Annotated in this window: 17 protein-coding genes; 9 read left to right on the forward strand and 8 right to left on the reverse strand. The window is 67.7% G+C overall.

Translation table 11 applies throughout. The features are described from left to right. Nucleotides 1-59: 59 nt before the first annotated feature. The gene (locus tag GORHZ_RS20115; protein WP_006336225.1) at nt 60-911 is read right to left on the reverse strand and encodes an SAM-dependent methyltransferase; all 852 of its coding nucleotides are present in this window, start codon (nt 909-911) and stop codon (nt 60-62) included. Between the two features lie 382 nt (nt 912-1293). Between GORHZ_RS20115 and GORHZ_RS20120 the strand changes: the two genes are divergently transcribed. Beyond that, nucleotides 1294-2151 carry a DUF5995 family protein gene (locus GORHZ_RS20120; RefSeq protein ID WP_040532647.1) on the forward strand — a complete coding sequence of 286 codons (858 nt, stop codon included), beginning with the start codon at nt 1294-1296 and terminating at the stop codon, nt 2149-2151. Between the two features lie 8 nt (nt 2152-2159). On the opposite strand, the gene GORHZ_RS30600 is transcribed toward GORHZ_RS20120, so the two are convergent. From GORHZ_RS30600 to GORHZ_RS20135, 3 genes are read right to left on the reverse strand one after another with little or no spacing between them, the layout of a single operon-like run. Further along, on the reverse strand, nt 2160-3116 hold the full coding sequence (locus tag GORHZ_RS30600; RefSeq protein ID WP_006336227.1) for a hypothetical protein: 957 nt from the start codon (nt 3114-3116) through the stop codon (nt 2160-2162). Nucleotides 3117-3120: 4 nt separating this feature from the next. Then, the gene (locus GORHZ_RS30605; RefSeq protein ID WP_006336228.1) at nt 3121-3768 is read right to left on the reverse strand and encodes a cytochrome b N-terminal domain-containing protein; all 648 of its coding nucleotides are present in this window, start codon (nt 3766-3768) and stop codon (nt 3121-3123) included. Continuing rightward, entirely contained in the window at nt 3765-3980 is a 216-nt protein-coding gene (locus GORHZ_RS20135; RefSeq protein WP_040532650.1) for a hypothetical protein, read from the reverse strand. Before GORHZ_RS20135 ends, GORHZ_RS30605 begins: the two co-directional genes overlap by 4 nt. 176 nt (nt 3981-4156) lie before the next feature. On the opposite strand from GORHZ_RS20135, the gene GORHZ_RS20140 reads away from it, so the two are divergent. The 3 genes from GORHZ_RS20140 to GORHZ_RS31785 are packed head-to-tail and all read left to right on the forward strand — an operon-like array spanning nt 4157 to nt 5810. After that, nucleotides 4157-4876, forward strand: a complete 720-nt coding sequence (locus GORHZ_RS20140; protein WP_006336230.1) for a potassium channel family protein — start codon at nt 4157-4159, stop codon at nt 4874-4876. Then, entirely contained in the window at nt 4873-5625 is a 753-nt protein-coding gene (locus GORHZ_RS20145) for an alpha/beta fold hydrolase (RefSeq protein WP_006336235.1), read from the forward strand. Before GORHZ_RS20140 ends, GORHZ_RS20145 begins: the two co-directional genes overlap by 4 nt. A 2-nt stretch (nt 5626-5627) precedes the next feature. Beyond that, a complete protein-coding gene (locus GORHZ_RS31785) occupies nt 5628-5810 on the forward strand; it encodes an alpha/beta hydrolase (protein WP_006336237.1) in 183 nt (60 codons plus the stop codon). Here the strand turns inward: GORHZ_RS31785 and GORHZ_RS20150 are convergent. After that, nucleotides 5789-6721: a sodium:calcium antiporter gene (locus GORHZ_RS20150; RefSeq protein ID WP_006336239.1), complete on the reverse strand. Its 933-nt coding sequence runs from the start codon at nt 6719-6721 to the stop codon at nt 5789-5791. The two genes, GORHZ_RS31785 and GORHZ_RS20150, sit on opposite strands and share 22 nt — an antisense overlap. A gap of 125 nt (nt 6722-6846) precedes the next feature. Here GORHZ_RS20150 and GORHZ_RS20155 point away from each other — a divergent pair, with 125 nt between their 5' ends. The 4 genes from GORHZ_RS20155 to GORHZ_RS20170 all read left to right on the forward strand — a co-directional run bounded on the left by GORHZ_RS20155 (nt 6847) and on the right by GORHZ_RS20170 (nt 10049). Further along, entirely contained in the window at nt 6847-7497 is a 651-nt protein-coding gene (locus GORHZ_RS20155; RefSeq protein ID WP_006336241.1) for an MBL fold metallo-hydrolase, read from the forward strand. Further along, nucleotides 7494-8147: a hypothetical protein gene (locus tag GORHZ_RS20160; RefSeq protein ID WP_006336242.1), complete on the forward strand. Its 654-nt coding sequence runs from the start codon at nt 7494-7496 to the stop codon at nt 8145-8147. Before GORHZ_RS20155 ends, GORHZ_RS20160 begins: the two co-directional genes overlap by 4 nt. A gap of 205 nt (nt 8148-8352) precedes the next feature. Next, nucleotides 8353-9249: an ABC transporter ATP-binding protein gene (locus GORHZ_RS20165; protein WP_006336244.1), complete on the forward strand. Its 897-nt coding sequence runs from the start codon at nt 8353-8355 to the stop codon at nt 9247-9249. Then, nucleotides 9246-10049, forward strand: coding sequence for an ABC transporter permease subunit (locus tag GORHZ_RS20170; RefSeq protein WP_006336246.1), 804 nt, complete (start codon nt 9246-9248; stop codon nt 10047-10049). The genes GORHZ_RS20165 and GORHZ_RS20170 overlap by 4 nt, the downstream gene beginning before the upstream one ends. A 24-nt stretch (nt 10050-10073) precedes the next feature. On the opposite strand, the gene GORHZ_RS20175 is transcribed toward GORHZ_RS20170, so the two are convergent. After that, a complete protein-coding gene (locus GORHZ_RS20175; RefSeq protein ID WP_006336248.1) occupies nt 10074-11120 on the reverse strand; it encodes a class I SAM-dependent methyltransferase in 1047 nt (348 codons plus the stop codon). Nucleotides 11121-11242: 122 nt separating this feature from the next. Between GORHZ_RS20175 and GORHZ_RS20180 the strand changes: the two genes are divergently transcribed. Next, on the forward strand, nt 11243-14056 hold the full coding sequence (locus GORHZ_RS20180) for an ATP-binding protein (RefSeq protein WP_006336250.1): 2814 nt from the start codon (nt 11243-11245) through the stop codon (nt 14054-14056). Here GORHZ_RS20180 and GORHZ_RS20185 read toward each other — a convergent pair. Both GORHZ_RS20185 and GORHZ_RS30215 read right to left on the reverse strand, forming a co-directional pair. Beyond that, nucleotides 14043-14783, reverse strand: coding sequence for a PIG-L deacetylase family protein (locus GORHZ_RS20185; protein ID WP_006336256.1), 741 nt, complete (start codon nt 14781-14783; stop codon nt 14043-14045). The genes GORHZ_RS20180 and GORHZ_RS20185 overlap by 14 nt on opposite strands. An 83-nt stretch (nt 14784-14866) precedes the next feature. Continuing rightward, complete coding sequence (locus GORHZ_RS30215; RefSeq protein WP_245551477.1) at nt 14867-15259, reverse strand: oxygenase MpaB family protein; 393 nt, start codon at nt 15257-15259, stop codon at nt 14867-14869. Nucleotides 15260-15351: the final 92 nt, after the last annotated feature.

Here is a 15351-nt window from a genome sequence, read left to right on the forward strand (position 1 = left end):
TGATGGGCGCCTCCGCGACCGGTTCACCGGAGGTGTGGTGGCCGACGAAGGTGCCACGATCAGCCCGTAAATTTCTCAGGGTTGTTCACGGAGCCAGCGTCGCGCCGCAACGGATACCGTTCGTACTCGACCGGGATCAGACCGATCGGGTCATCCGGAATCACGCCCTCGCGACGACGGGCCACCGCCCGCACGTAGCCGAGGTATTGCCCGGCGTCGGCTTCCAGAGCTCGGATCTCGGTCTCGTTGTCCGGCGCGATCGCGTTCTGCCATTGCAGCCAGTACTGCCACCCGTCTTCGAGTGCGTCAGATAGCTCGACGTCGACCACGCCCGAGCGCGTCCATTGCCGACGCCACCACTGCGCGGAATGCAGGCACGCCATGCCCGGTTCCCACCACTCCCGCAGATGCGCCGGCGGTTCTCCGTCGATCTCACTCAACAATCCGGCTCCTGCGATCCCAAATCGGCCTCCCGGCCGCAACAGTCGCATGAGATAGCCGAGGTACAGGTCGTCGGTGCCGTAGTACACGTACGAGTCGATGCTCACGATGGCGTCGAAGAAGTCGCGAGCGAACGGCAATGCGCGTGCGTCTGCGTGTAGGGGGAACACCGATGCGGCCACTCCGGCATCGCGAATCCGTTGTGCGCGTTCGTCTACGCCGAACCACAGGTCGACAGACCAGATCTCGACGCCGAACTCGCGATGTAGGAACACCGACGACGCACCTCGCCCGGCCCCGAGATCGAGGACGCGCATTCCGGATTGCAGGTCCATTGCCTCGCACAGCCACTCGGTCAGCCACAGCGAGTTCGCTCCCCCGCTGACTGCTGCACGGACCCAATCCGGGTTATACCCGGATGCCCGGGGAAACCTGTCGTTGTGGGACGATCCGCCGACAATGTCAGACATACGCCGCTCCGCTCGAAGGTGCGGTCTTCCGCTCAACCACGATGCCGACGACATCGAGTACATCGTCGACGGCGCGTTCGAGGTCCGACACCGCATGGACAGGGCTGCGGCAAACGGTACCAGGCCGCTTGCCGATCCCGACCAGGACTTTCGCTCGCATTGAGCGGGACGCCGGGCGCTCCGGTTGATCCGACCCGACGTTGATTATCGTCTCGACGCCGCCGCTGCACTGCTACGTCTTCGCGAAGGCGAACACAGACTGCACCGGTTGAGCGACACCCATCCCAGGGCACCAATAACCAAGGGACGCTGAAGCTGTCGCGGATGTGGCGTGAGCCACTTCGGTTTGAATCGAACCTTACGCACCAGTAAGTTCGCGGCCATGCCCAAGACCACGATCGCCGGCACGACGGTCCGTCGAGCGATGATCGCCGTGGGTGCACTCGCGATGGTCGCATTCACGGCGCCCGTCGCGCATGCCACCTCCGGAACGACGACCTGTAGGCCGACACTGCCGACGGCGGAGCGTCAGCACATCGCCGACCTGTCCGCACCGTTGGCGAACCGCACACTGACCGAGGCCCGCGACAATGTCCATGAGATCGCCTCCATCTGGGCCGGTCAGGGAGACCCTCGCGGCGCCTTCGCCGACGTCTATGCTCCGATCCTCGACGTCACCCTCCGATCCATCGCGCAACACGCCTATCAGGAGACACCGTGGGCGGAGCGTCTCGCGGTGAACTTCGTCAATCGCTACCTCGAGGCCGTCAACGCGCACGTCACCGGCGGCGAGGTGCCCCGCGCATGGCAGCAGCACTTCCAGTTCGCCACCGACTGCCGGCACAGCGGTGGCCGGGTGGCCACCTCGGGGATGAACTCCCACTTGATTCTCGATCTCCCGGCAGCCATCGTCGCGGTGCACACCGACGCGGACCAATGGGCCGACTTCAACCACTATGGAGAGATCCTCGGAAGCGCGACCCCCGACATCATCGCGTCGATCAAGGAGGATTACGGCACCGACCTGACCGAACTGTTCACCGCTTCGATAGTCGGCGACGCGATCGGCGAACAACGGGCGACGGGTTTGTTCTTCCAGAGCGTGCGCGCCGCGGCGTGGGTGAGCGGGCGCGGGCTGTCGAATCCGGTCACCAAAACGGCGACCTACGGATCGATGTGGGCAGAATGGGCGACCGCGGAGGCCGCCCTCGATACATCCGATGCGGTCGGCCTGTTCTGACGCTCAGGTCAAGGCCGCGTCGTGCGCCGGTAATAGTCCCGCCACACCAGCCGGTGCACCGGGATCAATCGCGGAATCGACCGCACGCCCGGGATGAAGGGAACCAGCATCAGCAGAATTGTGAGCAGGATCATCAGGCCCCAGACCAGGGCGTCGGCATTGTCGGACGTGGAGAACGGCGGAACCTGATACCAGAAGGTGTAGAGCCACATCCACGGCTGGCCCGGGGCGTTCCCTACCTCGTTCATCATCCCCCACTGGTCGCCACCCAGGTGCTTTGCCCGCGCCTGGTCCTCGAGATAAGCGCCGTCGGACAGCAGTAGGAGTGACCGGGTGGCGTCACCGCCGTAGAAGTTGCCGGCCGAGGTGAGGGCCCCCTCCAGACCACCGCTCAGCGCATAGGTGAGGAACTCTGACGACAGGGTGGGTACCGGTCCGTAGTCACCCGGCGCCACCGCAGCCGGGTCGCCGGCCGCCCCGGTGGCGGCCTCGCCGTCGGTTGCCGGGGTACCGATGGCATCCGAATAGTCGGTTGCCCACCTGGTCCGCTGATCGGGTGTCGCAGCCTTCCAGCGAGCGAGTGCCACCCCGAGCCGTGGGTTGTTCTGAACATCTCCGAGCGGATCGAGGACGAGATCCGCCGAGTCGACCGGCAGGCGGACTCCGCCCCACTTCTGCAGCGGCAGTGGTCCGAGCTTCTGGCCGTCCGAGGCGTTGTTGTACGGAGGTCCATAGGTGGCACTTGCCGTGGTGCCCGCGAGTTCACCGGCGGCAGTGGCGATGACGTCATTGGGTGCTGCCTGTGCCCACGCCTTCAACGTGATTGGTCGCTCATCCGGCGACGAGAAGATCGCTGCCAGGCCCACACTCAGGATGAGAACGACCACCAAGGCGATGGTGAACTCCTTGACCAGGTCGTAGGGCCGGGTCGGGAAGCCGTGTGAGTCCGGCGTCCTACGGGCCATGACCTCAGACCTCCTGGTCGGCGCCGATCGGCGGGACCACGCCGTGACGCCGCACCAGCACCACGTGGATCAGCGTGAGTGCGCCGACGCCCAGCGGCAACAGCACGATGTGCCACATCAGCATCTGTCCCGGATTGAGTACGTTGAACCACGCCCCGATGCCCACCGAGTTCAGACCGTCCTTGGCCTGGGTACTGATCCATTGCGCGTCGAAATTGGTCTGCGACAGGAATCCCGTGAACGACGCGCCGATCGCCGTGACGAACAGCACGACGCCGGTCATCCAGGTCATCGAGCGCCCGCCCCGCCACGCCGCCATCCAGAACTTCCCCCACAGGTGGATGACCATGAACCCGAAGAGCAGTTCCACGCTCCACAGGTGGACCGAGTTGACGAAATGGCCCAGCGACGAAACGTGCCACCACGTTGAGCCGCCCAACGCCAGGACACAGCCCGAACCGATGACTACTACCAGGGCCGCGATCGTGAGCACACCGAAGACGTAGATCCACGACGCGACGTAGACGGGTTGCCGGTCGGGAAGCGCCTCACCTGGCGGAACCAGACGGGTGATCCAACCGCGTACCCGGACTGTCCAGTTCGACGAGTCCGTCCCGTGCTGCTTGCCGATCCGATCCGAGGCGGTACTCATCGATCCTCACCGCCGTCCTCGTCGGAGGCCGTGCCATGCGCTGACGGGTCATGGGCTGAAGGGCCATGTCCGGACGGAAACGGAATGATCAGCGCCAGGATGAACACGACGACCATCACGGCAATGATCGCCAGGTTCGTGACCGATATCTGAATTACGCCCCATTCGACGTATTTGCCAGCTCCTTCGGCCACAGAATGTACGAATTCCACAGCGCGCCACCCGCCTTCATTCGGCACAGCGCCGGAGACGCTGTCGGGGACCTAATTCAACGTACGTCGGCACATCATCTCCGCGCTACCACCTGTCGGTTATCAGAAGTTTCGGTGACCTGGAGGTGGCCCCGAGGTCGCGCAGTGGCCGACGCTCACCGTTACTGTGGTCGGATATGGTTTCGCAGCAACAGTGGGAACGACGGACCCAGTGGCCGATGGCCGGGGTGGCTCTCTGCTTCCTGGTGGCCTACAGCTGCCAGGTGCTCCTTGACCTGACCGGAACGTGGCAGGCGGTCTGTGCCGTCGTCATCCTGGGGTCCTGGGTCCTCTTCTTCGTCGATTACACAGCCCGCCTGATACTCGCCGATCAACGATTACGCTGGTTCGCCCATCATCTGTTCGACTTCGCGGTGGTGCTGCTACCGGCCATTCGGCCGCTGCAACTTCTGCGTCTGCTGGCGATGCTGTCCGTCATGCATCGGGCGGTCGGCGGCGCGATCCGGGGCAAGGTGATGATGTACACGATCGCCTCGTCGGTGCTGCTGATCTATGTCGCCTCGCTGGCGATGCTGGAGGCCGAACGCGGACATCCGGACTCCACCGTGACCACCTTCGGCGAGGCCCTCTGGTGGTCGATGGCCACCGTCACCACCGTGGGCTACGGCGACTTCTCGCCGGTGACCACCACCGGGCGGTTCGTCGCCGCAGGTCTGATGATCGGCGGTATCAGCCTGATCGGTGTCGTGACCGCCACGATCGCGTCGTGGATCGTCGAACAGGTCTCCGAGGGCGACGCGGCACACCAGGCCGCCACCGCCCTGCAGATCGAAGAGCTCCGCAACGAGGTCGCCCGCCTGGGTGAGCGACTCGAGTCCGACTCGGTGCGCCCATGAGCCGCCTCCTCCCGATCCTTGTGGCGGCGCTCTCGGCGGCCGGCGGTGCCACCGCACTGCGCTACCGCCGCGACATCGCAGACGCCCGCGCCCGCGTCGAGGCGATGGATCGCCGTGCAGTCACCACCCGGTTCGGCGCCGTGGAGTACACCGAATACGGCTCGGGTTATCCGATCCTGGTCAGCCACGGCATCTTCCACGGCTGCGACGGCGGGCTGCTGTCGGTGCGGGACACGGTCAGAGGCCGGCGGATCATCGCTCCGTCCCGGTTCGGCTACCTGGGGTCGGACATTCCCGACGACCCGTCGGTCGCCGGCCAGGCCGACGCGTTCGCCGAGTTGCTGGACACACTGGGTTTGACCGCGGTTGATGTCATCGGGATCTCGGCGGGCACGAGTGCCGCGGTGCAGTTCGCGCTGCGCCATCCCGATCGGGTGCGGCACCTGATCATCAGTTCCGGGAACTTCCCCGGCAGCGGCACCGCGCAGGCACCTCCGGCGTGGGCGAAGGCGTTCTACTCCGACCCGCCGCTCTGGGCGCTCAAGACGTTCGCCCGGCCGGCGTTCGCCCGCATGATGGGTGTCCCCGAGGGGTTCCCGCGAGGCGACGACGATGGCCGGATGCTGGCGCAGCTGCTCGACACCATCTTCCCGGTGCGCCTGCGTGCCGCCGGCGCAGTGTTCGACGCATATGTGGCGAACCCCGAGATCAACACCTATCCGCTCGAGGAACCCGCGTCCCGACGCTGATCGTGCACGCCGCCGACGATCCGCTGGCGTCCTACGACGCCGCCGCCCGGGCCGCCGACCGCATCCCCATCGCCCGGCTCGTGAGTCTGGAATCGGGCGGCCACCTCCAACTGGGTCAGACCGAGCGGGTGCGCACCGAGGTCGAGGCCTTCCTGTCGAACGATCAGGCGAGCAGCACAACGTAGACGGCCAGGTACATGCCGACGAGAATCGCGCCGGTGACCCGGGTGTGCCGGCCCCGCGCCAGTAGCAATGCGACGGCGAACACGACGGATGCCGTCGCCACCAGGACCCCGCGCTCGACCAGCGACGTCGAGACGAGGGTGGGCGCGACGAGCGGGCCGATGCCGATCGACAGGGTCGCGTCGACCATCGATGCGCCGAGGGCGTCGCCGACGGCCATATCCGAGTGACCGCGGCGCAGCGCGGTCACGCTGAACAGCAACTCGGGTAGCGATGTGCCCAGCGAGGCGCCGAAGAAGCTGACGAGGAACACCGGGACCCCGGCCGCGTCGGCGAGCCTGACGACACCCCAGATCGCCGCCATGACGCCGACGGTGATGATCGCTAGGCCGACCGCGAGCTGTGCGAGCGCACGGAGGTGACTGCCGTCGTCCGGCTCCGGTGGGTCTGTCTCCGTGTCGCCACCGAACCGCCACACGATGAACGACAACAACACCCAGGAACCGACGAGCACGGCCCCGTCGAACCGGGAGAGGTCGCCGTCACGCATGAGGGCCGCACCGACCAGCAGCGCCCCGACGATACCCACGCCGACGATCGTGCTGCGCCGACGCGGAAGCAGCAGCGCACCCCCGAGCAGCGGCATCAACCCGAGGACGAGCGTGATCTGGGTGACCACGGAACCGATCGAGTCGCCGACGTTGACGTCGCCCAATCCCTGCACCGAGGCGGCGATCGAGTTGACCATCTCGGGCAGGTCGGTGCCCAGCGCCACGAGGGTCATACCCACGATGAAGGGTGGCAACCGGGTGCGCGCGACGAGGCTGTTCGCGCCGGTGACGGCCACCCGCGAGGCCAGCACCGCCACCGCGAAACCGGCCACCATCGCCGCCACCGCGACCACCAACCCCATGATCTACCGACTATCACGTCGGGCGATCTCGCGCTTGCCGGGGATTGTTGATGATCTTCGGAGGGTAGGTGCCCGCTGCAACTACCCTGGTCTTGTCGGGCGATCACTTGCACATCGGAGGTCTCATGCTCCTCACCAAGCACACACACGCCACCGTCACACTGACCAAGGACGACAAGACGCTCCTCATCGATCCCGGGGCGTTCACCCCCGACGCGGCCGAGCTCCTCGACGCCGCGGATGCCGTGCTGATCACGCACGAACATTTCGACCACTTCGACACCGAGAAGATCGTGGCGGCCATGAAGGCGCACGACGATCTGCACCTCTACGGGCCCGCGTCGATTGCCGGCGCGATCTCCGAGGTCTCCGACCGGGTGCATGCGGTCTCGACGGGTGAGTCCTTCGATATCGTCGGCTTCTCCGTCGAGACCTTCGTCGCCGATCACGCGGTGATCCATCCCGAGATCCCGTTGGTCGACAACGTCGGCTACCTCATCGACCGGCAGCTGTTTCATCCAGGCGATGCATACCTGAATCCGGGACGCCCGGTAGAGACGCTGCTCCTGCCGATCAGCGGACCGTGGATCTCGACCGAACAGGCCATCGACTACGTCCGCGCCCTGTCCCCCCGCAGCTGCATCGCGATCCACGACATCATGCTCAACGACACAGGCAAGGCCACGGCCGACATGTTCCTCGGCGAGAACTCGCTCACCAAAACACCGCTGGAGGTTCTGGCATTGGGCGAGACCCGAGACCTCGGTACCGAATGACAGATGACGGGCCGCGCGCCGAGCGGCGCTGGACCGCATCAGCATTCGTCGTCGTCTCGATGGCGGTGCCGTTCCTGCTGCCCGCCCGCTATTCACCGGGCACCGACTGGTTGCTGCCCGCGATCGAAGGGACGGTGCTGGTGGCCCTCATCATCGTCGATCCGGGTCGAATCGATCGGCCCGGCCGGTGGGTCCGGGCTCTGTCGCTCGCTCTCGTCGCGGCGATCGCCACGGGCGCGGCGTGGGGGGCCGGGCGACTGGTCTGGGATCTGTTGCACGGCAACCCGGATACGACCGTGGCAAACGAACTGCTCGTCTCCGGGGCGCTCATCTGGCTGCAGACCATCATCGCTTTCGCGTTCCTGTACTGGGAACTCGACGACGGCGGGCCCGTCAACAGACATCTACATCCGCGCCAACACCCCGATCTGGCCTTCCCGCAGCAGCTCGATCCCCGCCTCGCGGCACCCGGTTGGCGACCGATCTTCTTCGACTACCTCTACCTCGCGCTGACCAACGCCACCGCCTTCAGCCCGACCGACGTCATGCCACTGGCGCGTTGGGTCAAACTGGCGATGGCCACACAATCACTCCTGTCGATCGTCGTCCTCAGCCTCGTCGTGGCCAACGCGGTCAACCTGCTCGGCTGAGCACCTTCACCGCGAGCCGGCATCGTCGTCGCTCGGCGGCACCTTCCGCAGCCGGGAATCACATTGTGCCCGTATCGAATCCGCAGGTAGGTGTCGAGTGCTGCCGTCGGGCGACACGGGTCTGACGGCAGGTGCGGACAGTGTGAAGGCACGACAACCTCGGGTAGCGTTGCCCGAGACCAACCGGAATCGACAGGAAGGTGAGATGGCAGCGTCGGCGATCTCCATCGAAGGTTTGACCAAACGCTTCGGCACCCTCACCGCGGTCGACGGTCTGACGTTCGATGTCGCGCCCGGACGGGTGACCGGATTCCTGGGTCCCAACGGCTCAGGGAAGACGACCACCCTGCGGATGGTTCTCGGTCTCATCGAGCCCACCGCGGGCCGCGCGGTGATCGGCGGCCGGCCGTACCGCGAGATCCCGCGGCCGATGCGGCTGGTCGGGGCCGCGCTCGAGGCGTCCAGTTTCCATCCCGGACGGACCGCCCTCGGCCACCTCAAGACACTGGCACCCCAGACCGGTGTCTCGACTGCACGCTGCCGCGAGGTTCTCGAGTTCGTCGGTCTCGGCCCTGCCGCCGATCGCCGGGTGGGCGGGTACTCGACGGGCATGCGGCAACGGCTAGGGCTGGCCGTCGCACTGCTGGGCGACCCGCAGATCATCGTTCTCGACGAACCGGCCAACGGTCTGGACCCACAGGGCATCGTGTGGTTGCGGGAACTGCTGCGCTCCCTGGCGCACGAGGGCCGGACGGTGCTGGTCTCGAGCCACGTGCTCGCCGAGGTGCGCAACACCGTCGACGACGTCGTCGTGATCAGCGGTGGCAAGCTCATCCAGGCGTCCACACTCGCGGAATTCGAATCGCTGGCCGAAACCGCCGTCGGCGTGCGCACACCCGTGCCCGACGCATTCGCCGTACTGGCCCACGACCGCGGCTGGGCCGTCAGTGAGGGACCGGGCGGGTTCCGGGTCGACGGACAAGATGGTGCCACCGTCGGATCGGCCGCCTTTGCCGCGGGCATCGAACTGCATCAGCTGGTCGATATAGGTGCCGATCTCGAATCAGTGTTCCTGAGGCTCACGTCGGAGGACCGCCGGTGACGGCCGCGCTGATCGCCGAGTACCGCAAGTTCGTGTCCACCCGGATGTGGTGGATCCTGCTGGTCGCCCTGGTCCTGTACCTCGGATTCATCGGCCTGGTGCTCAGCGTCTCGTTGACCGTCGAAGTCGAGGGCCGGCCGCCACAGACGCAACTCAGCGGAGCTGAACTCGCACGCTCCATCTATGCGCTCACCAGCCCGATCGGATACGTATTCGCGCTGGTGATCGGCAGTTTGGCGGTGACCGGCGAATTCCGCCACCAGACCATCACGACCAGTCTCCTGGTGGAGCCGCGCCGCACTGTCCTGCTGTCGGCCAAACTGGTCGCGGGCATTCCGATCGGACTGCTGTACGGGATTCTCGGCACCGCAGCGGTGGTGGTCACCGCTGCTCCGGTGCTCGCCTGGCAGGGAGACGGCGCCTACCTCACCGACGGCAGGACAGTGGAGGTCATCGTGGCGTCGATGCTCGTGATGGTCCTGTGGACCGCCATGGGTGTCGCATTCGGATCGGTGGTCTCCAATCAGGTGGCGGCCATCGTGATCCTGCTCGCCTTCACACAGCTGGTCGAACCCATCGCGCGGGTGGCGCTCGCCTCCTTCGACGCGACATCGTCGGTCGCGCTGTATCTCCCCGGCGCGGCCGCCGACGCGGTCGTCGGGTCGAGCTTCTACTCGTCGGTGGGCAGCGGCACCGTCGAACTGCTGCCGCGGTGGGCGGGTGTGATCATCATGCTCGCCTACATCGCGGTCTTCGCGGTGCTCGGCCGCGCCACGACGTTCCGCCGAGACATCGTCTGACGGAACCGCCGTGGCGAGACCGGACTACGGCCGGATCTCGAATACCGCGTTGAACCCGGTCTGGGCGGCCATCCGGAACCGAGTGAACCCGGCGTCGGCGGCGATTTCGCGGACCGCGGCCTCGCCGGCCTGAGCACCGAGCGTGTAGCCACCCGGCTGCGACAGGCTGTTCGGCAGACACAGGAACACCGACGCGCTGTAGAACAGCCGTCCCACCGGATTGAAGTTCTCCTCCACGACGTCGGAGGCGAGCGGTTCCACCAGCAACCAGGTGCCGTCGTCGGTCAACGCCTCGCGAATCCGGCGGGCCGCGCCCAGCGGATCCCCCATGTCGTGCAGGCAGTCGAACATCGCGATCAGGTCATAGTCGGATCCGGGGAACGTCTGCGCCGTCGCGACCTCGAAACCCACCCGATCGCCGAGGCCGGCCTCGGCAGTCCGCTTGCGCGCCAGGGTGATCGACTCCTCGTGGTAGTCGACGCCGACGACCGAGCTGTTCGGGTAGGCGGCCGCGATCAGCCGTGTCGACGACCCGAGCCCGCAACCGACGTCGGCCACGCGCGCTCCGGCGTGCAGCTTGTCTTCGACCCCGTCGAGCGCCGGGATCCAGGTGGGTACCAGGTCCGCGACGTAGCCGGGGCGATAGAAGGCGTCGCACCCGACGAAGACATCCTCGTCGTGTTCATGCCAGCCGACGCCGGCGCCGGTGCGGAAGGCCTCGGTGATCTTCGGTTCCGCGCGCAGTGTCCCGAGCCCGATGCAGAAGGCCGCGGGGACGTTCGGCCCGTCCGGATCGGCGAGGCAGAACGCCTGCTCCTCGGTGAGCGAGAACCGCCCCGTCGCAGGGTCGTAGGTGACGTACCCACCCGCGGCCTGACCGCGCAGCCACTCGGTCAGATACCGCTCGTGACAACCGGTTCGGGTGGCGAACTCGGCCGGCGTCGCCGGTCCTTCGGCGAGCGAACGGTACAGGCCGAGCCGCTCACCAATCACCACCGAACCCGCCGCGTCGGTGGCGGCCATGTCCGCCACGACCTGTCCCATGAATTCGGTTACCTTCTCGGGGTCCATCTCAGTACTCCTTCGTGTCGTCGACCGGCACGATGCCGGCCACCACCGAAGAGTCGCCGAACGCGCTGTCACGGCACTGCCGTCGGCTATCGTCGTGCTGACACGAGCACACGGGAGCAGCCATGCCCACCCAGCGCAGACCATCGACACTGCGTATCGAGGTGCTCGGACCGTTGCGGCTCGTCGTCGATGGCGAGATCGTCGACGTGCCCGGCTCCAAGCGTCGGGCCCTGCTGGTACTACTCGCGATCGCCGAAGGGGCGGTCGTACCCGTCGATGCACTCCTCGACGCGTTGTGGCCGGCGGGGATCCCGGACACCGGACGGCAGGCGCTGCAGAACCACATCTCGCGGCTACGTGCCCAACTCGGTTCCGCCGCGGACCGGCTCGAGACGCTGCCGGGCGGGTACCGGCTGGCCCTCGAACCCGACGAGCTCGACGTCATCGCGGCCCGCACCCGGCTGGCGGCCGCGCAAACCGGGTCGCCCGGGTCTTTCGAGACACTCCGGGAGGCCTACGACCTGTGGCGCGGCCCGGAGCTTCCCGACCTCACCGAGGTGGACCAGATCGCCACCGCCGTCGAGGGATACGCGCGGTTGCACCGCGAGATCGCCGATGCCCTGGTCGCCGTCGGGGTAACCGAGGGGCACGCCGGCCAGGTGGCCGACCTCGCCGCGTCGTCGTGGGCCGCCGATCCGCTGCGCGAACAGGCGGTTCTCGGTCACATGCGCGCACTCGCCGCCACCGGACGCGTACCCGAGGCGCTGCGCGTGGCCCGCGAGTTTCGCCGGCGACTGGCCGACGAGACCGGCCTCGACCCGTCCGCCGCACTGAGCGAGACCGAACGCGAGATCGCCGCGTCGGTCCCCGATACGGTTGGGCCGCAGATATTCTCGGGATCTCCGAGACTGATCGGACGCGAAACCCAGATCGCCTCTGTGCGGCGAACACTGGAAACCGAGCGTCTGGTCACGATCGTCGGGCCCGGCGGCGTCGGCAAGACCAGCGTCGCGCTCGCGGTCGCGCGCGCGACCCCGAACACGACGCTGGTGTCGCTCGCCCCCATCACCGAGGCCGCCGCCATCGCGCACACCCTGGCCGCGGCGCTGAACCTTCGCGTGGAACACGGCGACGTGCTGGCGGCATGTGTGGCCGTGCTGGGACAGCAACCCGCGACGCTGGTCATCGACAATTGCGAGCACCTCGCCGACGCCGCCCGCGACACGGTGACCCGCATTCTCGCGGCATGCCCCGACGTGAGAGTGCTGGCGACGAGCCGCGAATCACTCGGGCTGCCGGTCGAGTTCGTCTTTCGGCTGGCACCGCTGCCGGTTCCGGCGGCCGGCGACGATCCCGCCGGATTCCCGTCGGTGGCGTTGTTTCTCGAACGCGCACAACGGGTTCGACCCGCCGCCCGACCGACGCCGGATCAACTGGCCACGGTCGCCGACATCGTCTCCCGGCTCGACGGCATGCCACTGGCGATCGAGCTCGCCGCGGGTCGGCTGTCCACGTTCTCGCTCCGCGATCTGCATGCGCGGCTGGATCGTTCGCTGGATCTCTTCGGCGGCGGGCGGTCGAGCACCGACGCGCGGCACCGTACGCTGCGCGCCACCATCGAATGGTCCTATCGGCTGCTGTCCGACGACGAGCAGGCGCTGTTCCGGAGTCTGTCAGTATTTCCCGATGGCGTCGACCTCGACACCGCCGAGCGAGTCGCCGCCGAACTGAACCTGGCCACCGAGCCCGGCGAGGCGCTGGCCCGGCTCGTCGACGCGTCCATGGTCGACGCGTCGTTCCGCGGCGCCACCCGGTACCGCATGCTCGAGACGCTGCGCGCGTTCGGCCTCGATCGGCTCGCGGCCGCCGGCGAACAGGCTGCGGCGACGGATCGGATGCTGAGCTGGGCGTCCGCTCTCGCCGACCGGATCGGCACAGGTATGGAATCGGTGGCCGAGGCCGACGCCGACACGTTGCTGCGCCGGGAGATGCCGAACCTGCGAGCGGCGTGGCGCTCGGCACGCACCGTCGGGGCGGTCGATGTCACGGCCGCCATCGTCCTGGGCCTGTACAACGCGATCGCCTACCGGGATCTGATCGAGATCCGGCACTGGGCCGAGGAACTCGCCGCGGACCCGGCCCTGGCCGGCCACGCCCGCGCGGGGGCGGTGTTCGCGATGGCCGGCGAGGCCTGGTATCACGACGGTGATTACCGGCAGGCCGAACGCCTGGCAGGTGTGGGACTGGACCTGGCCGACGGGCCCGACCGGTGGTACGGACTGTCGGTGCTGTCGGTGGCCGACCTCGCCCGCGGTGAGTGGGATCGGTGCGTCGACCACTCCCTGGCCGCGGCCGAGCTGGCACCACAGCGCGACAATCTCGGCATCGCTGCCCTGGCCCGCGTGTACGCGGGCGATGTGGCGACGGCGCGCGACCTCAATGCGCGCGGGTCGGCGGCTGCGGTGTCGCCGTCGATGCGGTCATGGGCGGCCTACGTGGACGGGGAGATCGAGAACATCGCCGGCGACGCCGCGGCCGCCGAGCGCCACTATCTTCGGGCGATCGACCTGGCACACGAATCCGGTGCGACATTCTTCGCGGGGGTGGCGACGGTCGGGCTATTGACCGCGCGGACTGCGGCCGGGCGATTCGACGAGGCACTACGTGGGTACCGCGAGGTGCTCGACTACTTCACCCGGACGGGCAACTGGACCCATCAGTGGACCGCGCTGCGCAACCTCGCGATGCTGTTGCGCCGGCTTGGTGACGACGACACCGCGGCACTCATCGACACCGCCGCCGACCACGCCCCCGACGCACCGGCCCTCGCAGGTGCGTCGGCGGGCGCCGGCGCCGACGATGGCGCCGCGGCCGGCCGCGCTGAGGTGCTGGGCGCCGCGCGCGAGGCCATCGACCGGCACCTCACGCAGCGGTGATCCGGCGACGACGGCCGACGAACGATTCGTCGGCCACCCACGCGGTGTAGGTCGCCACGCCCATCGCGGCGATCAGCGGCGCGGTCTGGGATTCCTGTGCCGCGAGCGCACGGACCTTGCGTGCCGCCGTGGGCGGGTCCAGAACCAGGTCGAGGGCGAGCCGCTCGGGCGGGGTGGTGACCGGAAGTCCGGGTGGGTAGATCCCAAGGCTGTCGTTGAGCTCACGCCAGGCGGCCACCCGACGCAGTGCGGAGGTCGGCTGCAAGATGCGAGCGCCGGCCGGCGCGGCACGATCGAATGCCGTTGTGGCCCAAGCCGACACCATCCGGTGGTCGGGATGTCCGGTCACCCCGTCCGGCCCGAAGGTGATCACGGTGTCCGGCCGCACGTCGTCGATGATCTCGGACAGCCGGCCGATCGTGGCCGCATGGTCGGCGGTCGCGCATTCCCCGTCGGCGTGGTCGAGCCAGACGTGTTCGGCAACCCCGAGGATCTCGAGGCTCGCCGCCAGTTCCTCGGTACGCGTGCGAGCAAGCCTGGCCGGTGGCCAGGTGTCCGGGTCGTCGGTGCCCAGTTCTCCCCGGGTCGCCGTGACACAGACGACGCGTGAGCCCTGATCGCGCGCCAGTGCCATCAGACCACCGGACAGATACGCCTCGTCGTCGGGATGCGCCCAGATCCCCAAGATCGTGCCGAGTTCTGCCACGGTGGCGGTTTGCTCGATCATGATGTCCTCCTCGCTCGTCGGGATCCCCCTGATCGTCGAGGACCGGACTCGCGGCCGGCTAACGTGACGCTGTCACGGCCGGTTCAGTCGTCCGGGTTGTGGCGTGCCGACGGGATGAGCCGCAGCTGCGGTGGTCGCAGCGCCGCACCCATCTTCGCCCGGGCGGCGAATGCCCGCAACGCCCGCCGATCGGAATCGCTGACCTCCACGCCGAGCAGATCCCGCGCCCGTTCGTGCAGCATGGCGCGGATCGCGGGGGTGGGGACCTTGCCGGGCAGCCAGGTCCGCGGTTGCACGGCCTCGTCACGCAGCGCCTGCGCCTCTGGCGACACCTCGAGCCGGGTCGCGCAGAAGTCGTCGAAGTACTCGTCGAACTCGCCACGCGTGCGCGGCATCCGACGATCCGAGATGCCGTATTTCGAATACCAGCGGCAGCATTCGAGGTAGAGCTCGCAGATCCCGGTTGCTGTAGGCAACGTACACCATCTGGGAGACCGCGCGGCTCTTGTGCACCCACAGTCCACCGGGTACGTGGGAGACCAGGCTCGCCGCGTTGCTCGGGTGCAGG

It is taken from the genome of Gordonia rhizosphera NBRC 16068, assembly GCF_000298195.1.
Lineage (GTDB): Bacteria > Actinomycetota > Actinomycetes > Mycobacteriales > Mycobacteriaceae > Gordonia > Gordonia rhizosphera.

What these genes read in the sequence shown, in the direction of transcription:
- GORHZ_RS20115 (WP_006336225.1), bottom strand. Translation starts at nt 911, where the DNA reads ATGTCTGACATTGTCGGCGGATCGTCCCACAACGACAGGTTTCCCCGG.
- GORHZ_RS20120 (WP_040532647.1), top strand. Translation starts at nt 1,294, where the DNA reads ATGCCCAAGACCACGATCGCCGGCACGACGGTCCGTCGAGCGATGATC.
- GORHZ_RS30600 (WP_006336227.1), bottom strand. Translation starts at nt 3,116, where the DNA reads ATGGCCCGTAGGACGCCGGACTCACACGGCTTCCCGACCCGGCCCTAC.
- GORHZ_RS30605 (WP_006336228.1), bottom strand. Translation starts at nt 3,768, where the DNA reads ATGAGTACCGCCTCGGATCGGATCGGCAAGCAGCACGGGACGGACTCG.
- GORHZ_RS20140 (WP_006336230.1), top strand. Translation starts at nt 4,157, where the DNA reads ATGGTTTCGCAGCAACAGTGGGAACGACGGACCCAGTGGCCGATGGCC.
- GORHZ_RS20145 (WP_006336235.1), top strand. Translation starts at nt 4,873, where the DNA reads ATGAGCCGCCTCCTCCCGATCCTTGTGGCGGCGCTCTCGGCGGCCGGC.
- GORHZ_RS20150 (WP_006336239.1), bottom strand. Translation starts at nt 6,721, where the DNA reads ATGGGGTTGGTGGTCGCGGTGGCGGCGATGGTGGCCGGTTTCGCGGTG.
- GORHZ_RS20155 (WP_006336241.1), top strand. Translation starts at nt 6,847, where the DNA reads ATGCTCCTCACCAAGCACACACACGCCACCGTCACACTGACCAAGGAC.
- GORHZ_RS20160 (WP_006336242.1), top strand. Translation starts at nt 7,494, where the DNA reads ATGACAGATGACGGGCCGCGCGCCGAGCGGCGCTGGACCGCATCAGCA.
- GORHZ_RS20165 (WP_006336244.1), top strand. Translation starts at nt 8,353, where the DNA reads ATGGCAGCGTCGGCGATCTCCATCGAAGGTTTGACCAAACGCTTCGGC.
- GORHZ_RS20175 (WP_006336248.1), bottom strand. Translation starts at nt 11,120, where the DNA reads ATGGACCCCGAGAAGGTAACCGAATTCATGGGACAGGTCGTGGCGGAC.
- GORHZ_RS20180 (WP_006336250.1), top strand. Translation starts at nt 11,243, where the DNA reads ATGCCCACCCAGCGCAGACCATCGACACTGCGTATCGAGGTGCTCGGA.
- GORHZ_RS20185 (WP_006336256.1), bottom strand. Translation starts at nt 14,783, where the DNA reads ATGATCGAGCAAACCGCCACCGTGGCAGAACTCGGCACGATCTTGGGG.